The 3,800-nt window shown below is 72.6% G+C and carries 5 protein-coding genes; 4 read left to right on the top strand and 1 reads right to left on the bottom strand.

The genetic code is table 11. The annotated features are described in order from the left end of the window. The coding region (locus AA75_RS27595; RefSeq protein ID WP_051813499.1) for an SUMF1/EgtB/PvdO family nonheme iron enzyme at positions 1-1,608 on the top strand (1,608 nt) is incomplete at its 5' end. A 7-nt stretch (positions 1,609-1,615) separates the two neighbouring features. Here AA75_RS27595 and AA75_RS27590 read toward each other — a convergent pair. After that, positions 1,616-2,047 carry an NUDIX domain-containing protein gene (locus AA75_RS27590; RefSeq protein ID WP_233289211.1) on the bottom strand — a complete coding sequence of 144 codons (432 nt, stop codon included), beginning with the start codon at positions 2,045-2,047 and terminating at the stop codon, positions 1,616-1,618. A gap of 44 nt (positions 2,048-2,091) precedes the next feature. Here AA75_RS27590 and AA75_RS27585 point away from each other — a divergent pair, with 44 nt between their 5' ends. The 3 genes from AA75_RS27585 to AA75_RS49845 all read left to right on the top strand — a co-directional run. Then, positions 2,092-2,916 (top strand): NTP transferase domain-containing protein, encoded by an 825-nt coding sequence (locus AA75_RS27585; protein ID WP_033822969.1) that lies wholly within the window; start codon positions 2,092-2,094, stop codon positions 2,914-2,916. 331 nt (positions 2,917-3,247) lie between these two features. Further along, positions 3,248-3,517, top strand: coding sequence for a hypothetical protein (locus AA75_RS48025; RefSeq protein ID WP_149038413.1), 270 nt, complete (start codon positions 3,248-3,250; stop codon positions 3,515-3,517). Positions 3,518-3,597: 80 nt separating this feature from the next. After that, positions 3,598-3,800 (top strand): hypothetical protein (locus AA75_RS49845; RefSeq protein ID WP_033822968.1); only part of this gene is annotated, 203 nt, incomplete at its 3' end.

Below are 3,800 nucleotides of genomic sequence, written 5' to 3'. Positions count from 1 at the left end.
CCCCTCTCCCCCAACAACTCCCGCCCGCCCGGCCAGGCCGACACCGACCTTCCCGGCCTCCCCGCCCACCACCTCGCCTGCGCCCTCTCCGACCTCTACGGCACCGGCCGGCGGCACATGGTGAAGGAGACCAACCTCTGGTTCGCCACCGGCGCGATCACCAACCTCCTCCCCAACTCCCCCCTCCTCATCCTCTCCCGCGCCCCCCTCGGCATCGCCAGCTCCTTCGCGCAGGGCAACCTGTTCGAGCGCTGGCACTACGCCTCCCGCTACAACATGCTCGGCAACGCGGCACGCAACTCCCCCCACTGGGCTCCCTGGGCCGAACTCCTGCCGGAGGACGACCCGGAGCCCGCCGTCGCCCTCGGCCGCCTCATCGCCCTCAACTCCCTCCTCCTGGCCAAGGCGGTCAGGAAGGACCTCGGCTTCGCGGGCCGCCGCCACACCCACCTCGCGTACGAGCGCCACGTCCTGGCCCCGGAGACGGTGCGCGCCAACCTCGCCGCCTTCCTCGACATCCCGCTGCCCAGCAAGCCCGCCCCGGCCGGGGAGGCGGAGGCCGGCGCTCGGGGAGCGGACACCACTTTCGCCACTAAGAAGCACAAGAGCGAGCTGATCGCCGAGTTGGACCCGCGCACCGCCGCCCTCGTCCCCCACCACGTCGCCGAGACCCTGTCCCACGCGACCAACGTGGTGGAGCAGCAGGTGGTCGATGTCGCCCGGCACTGGCTCGACGGGGACTCCCTGTACGAGGTGCGCGACCCGGCCGGATCGGTGCCGGCCCCCCGGTCCGGGACTGCGCAGGGCGAGGCGCGGCGCCCCGGCCCGGCCGACTACCGCCCGGCGGTGCAAGGGAGCAGCGTGGCGTGGCGCACCCACCTCGTCAGCAACGCGGAGGTCGCCGAGCTGCTGAACATCCTCAGCGAGGCGGGGATGGACAACGCCCGCGACGGCGTCAACCTCTTCGTCATCCCGATGCGGGTGCAGCGCGGCGGCCGCCTCCACTACGACCCGAGCAGCGGGAAGTGGCGGCCGAGCCCGGGGTACGAGTACCACCCCGCCTACTGGGTCACCTGGCTCGGCGCCGTCGCCCTCGCCGCCTGGCACGGTGCCCGACTCCCCACCAGGGTCGAGGTTCTGGAAGCCGCGGCGCTCGACCGCGCCATCTACAACGCCGACTACCGTTTCGGCGACGCCACCCCGGTCATCGAGCCCGGCCGGGACCACGGCGACATCCACCACCTGGTCGGCAACCTCCAGGTGTGGTGCCAGGACGGCCCGGAGGCCGGCGACCTCGAGTTCCCACTGCGCCGCTACCTGGTCGGCGCCGCATGGAACACCCCCGCAACAAGGGCGGCGGTGGTCGAGGAGCGCTCGCGCTACCTCCTCGGCGCCTCACGCGGCGTCGGCGTCCGCCTCGTCCGAGACCCGAGCATCAGGGCGGCGGACGAGATAGGGGCGTGGGAGCTCGCGGAGCGCATCGGCTCGTGGGTCAACTCCCTCGGCCCCACCGGAGTCCCGGTCGGCTACCTCGACCAGGCCCTCGTGAACGCCCTGACCGGCCCCGCCGCCGAGACCGGCGATGAGACCGAGGCCGACCAGGACTGAGCAGCGGTCAGAGGCCGATCTCGGACTTCGGGCCCACGTAGGTCCCGGCCCCCGTCCACCCGGAGCGGGCCAGGTCCACGAACCGCTCGGAGAAGCCGAGGTCGGCCAGGTCGTCCAGCGCCACCCACTCCACGCCCCGGATCGGGCGGGTGTCGGCACCCTCCTTCACCTGCCCGATCGTCCCCCCGACCACCTCGACCTCGAAGGAGATGTGCACGACGTGCGCCTTGGTGACGTCTGCGACGTACAGGAGGCGGCCGACCTTCACCTCCAGGCCAGTCTCCTCCAGCATCTCCCGGCGGAGTGCTTCTTCCAGGCTCTCCCCGTCCTCCACCTTGCCGCCGGGCAGGGACCACGTCCGCTCGCCCTCGGTGTCCTGGTTGAGCAGCAACAGCTGCTTGTCACTGTTCACGGCCATGCCGGTCACTCGCGTATGCATCCGCGAACCGTACTCCCACCCAACTCCCGTACGGAGGCGATCCGATGAAGACCCAGAACAGCACGGCCGTGGTCATCGCGGCCGGAGGACTGGGAACCAGGGTGGCCGGGTGGTCCACGTTCATGCCCAAGGAATTTCGCCCGGTCGAGGGACAGCCGGGCATCGTCCACGTCCTCCAGGAGGCGGAAGCAGGCGGGGCACGGCGTGCCGTGGTCGTCCACCACCCCTACTACGCCGGCCTCGCGGACTGGAGCAACCGGGTGTTCGGCCCGGGTGGCACTGCCCGCTACCGGCAGCTGGCCCAGCAGCACGACGGGGCGCCGGACTTAACCGGCCTGCACGTCGACTTCGTGCCCCAGCGCGGCCGGTACGCCGACGTGACCAGCGCCCTTAACGGCTCGGAGCACCTGCGCACCGGTTACATCTGCCTCGTCTTCTCCGACAACGTCGACCCCGCGCACCAGGCCCTCGCAGAGCTGGTCGATGCCACCGACCCCGGCCACCCCGCCGTCCTCACCAGCCCGTTCGATATCAACCGCGCTTCCACCCACGGCGTCGTCATCTGCACCGGCACCGGCCCCGTCCTAACCATGGCTGCCCTGATCGAGAAGCCCGACTTCACCAGCGCGGCGCGGCTGGTAGCCGACCACGGCCCGGACAAGCTCCGGCTCCTCCAGGGCCGGATGCGGATCACCCCGCCCCTACTCCACCACCTCGCCGCCATCACCCGCCACGCCCGGAGATCTGAGCCGAAGGTGTCTCTCGGCCTCGCCTCCTACGCCCGCCACCACCGGGTGCAGGTGGTCACCAGCACGGTGCCGATGATCGACCTCGGTGCCCCGGACCGGGCTCAGGCCGAGGCGTCATGACACAGGAACCGGGGCCGGTGTGGCGGCCGGGCGCCTGGTCCGCGATGGCGGACAAGCGGCCCCGGGTGCCGGAGCGCCCGGCGGCGGAACCGGCCCGGCCGCCGCAACCACGCCCCCGCCGCCGCGCCCCGGCACAGCAGCGGGCGGAAGTGGAGTACCCGGGTCTCCTGGTCCCCGAGGCCACCCCGGCGCGCACCACCCCGCTTGCGCCCGGCACCACGCCTTCCTTCTTCCTCGCCCCTCCCCCCGCCGTGCCCCGGCCGCCAAGACCGCCCATCCCCCTGCACCAACGCCCCTGGAACCGCCCGCCCTACACCGAGATGAGGACGCCGTGACGAGCAATCAGACCAGCCCCGAGAGCGACACCGCGGCTCAAGCCCCGTTGCCCAGACGCAAGGCCGGCACTCACTGGAAGGAGCCGGACACCGCCCCGCCCGGGTCCTTCCTGCCGAAGGGACCGGCACCGGCCCGGCCGGACGCGCGCACGGTGGCCGCCCGCACCGCCACCTTCCTTCGGCAGCAGCCAGACCAGCGGTGGCTGTCGGTCTCGGAGGCGTTCGACAGCCCGTCCGCTGTCCGCCCCACCTCGAACGGTCGCTGAGCCGGACGGCCGCCGGGACGCCACCCGGTGCCGCCCCGCCTCGTTGCGGCTGTGACGGGCCGACAGAAGGGGGAACGGGCGTGGGCAGGCACCGCAGGCCGGCGGACCCGAGCCAGGACACCGAGGAACTGGACACCGCGCTCCTCGCCGTCCTCCTCGGTGAGCCGATCACGGTGGAGGGGGTGACCGTGGCGCCCAGCGGCGCCACCCCCTACCTCTACCGCCGCACCTACCAGCCGGACGGCACCTCCACCTACTGCACAGTCCGCATCGCCGACCTCCC

Source organism: Kitasatospora sp. MBT63 (genome assembly GCF_000710465.2).
Taxonomy (GTDB): Bacteria; Actinomycetota; Actinomycetes; order Streptomycetales; family Streptomycetaceae; genus Kitasatospora.
This window is presented reverse-complemented; position numbering and strand designations above follow the sequence as displayed.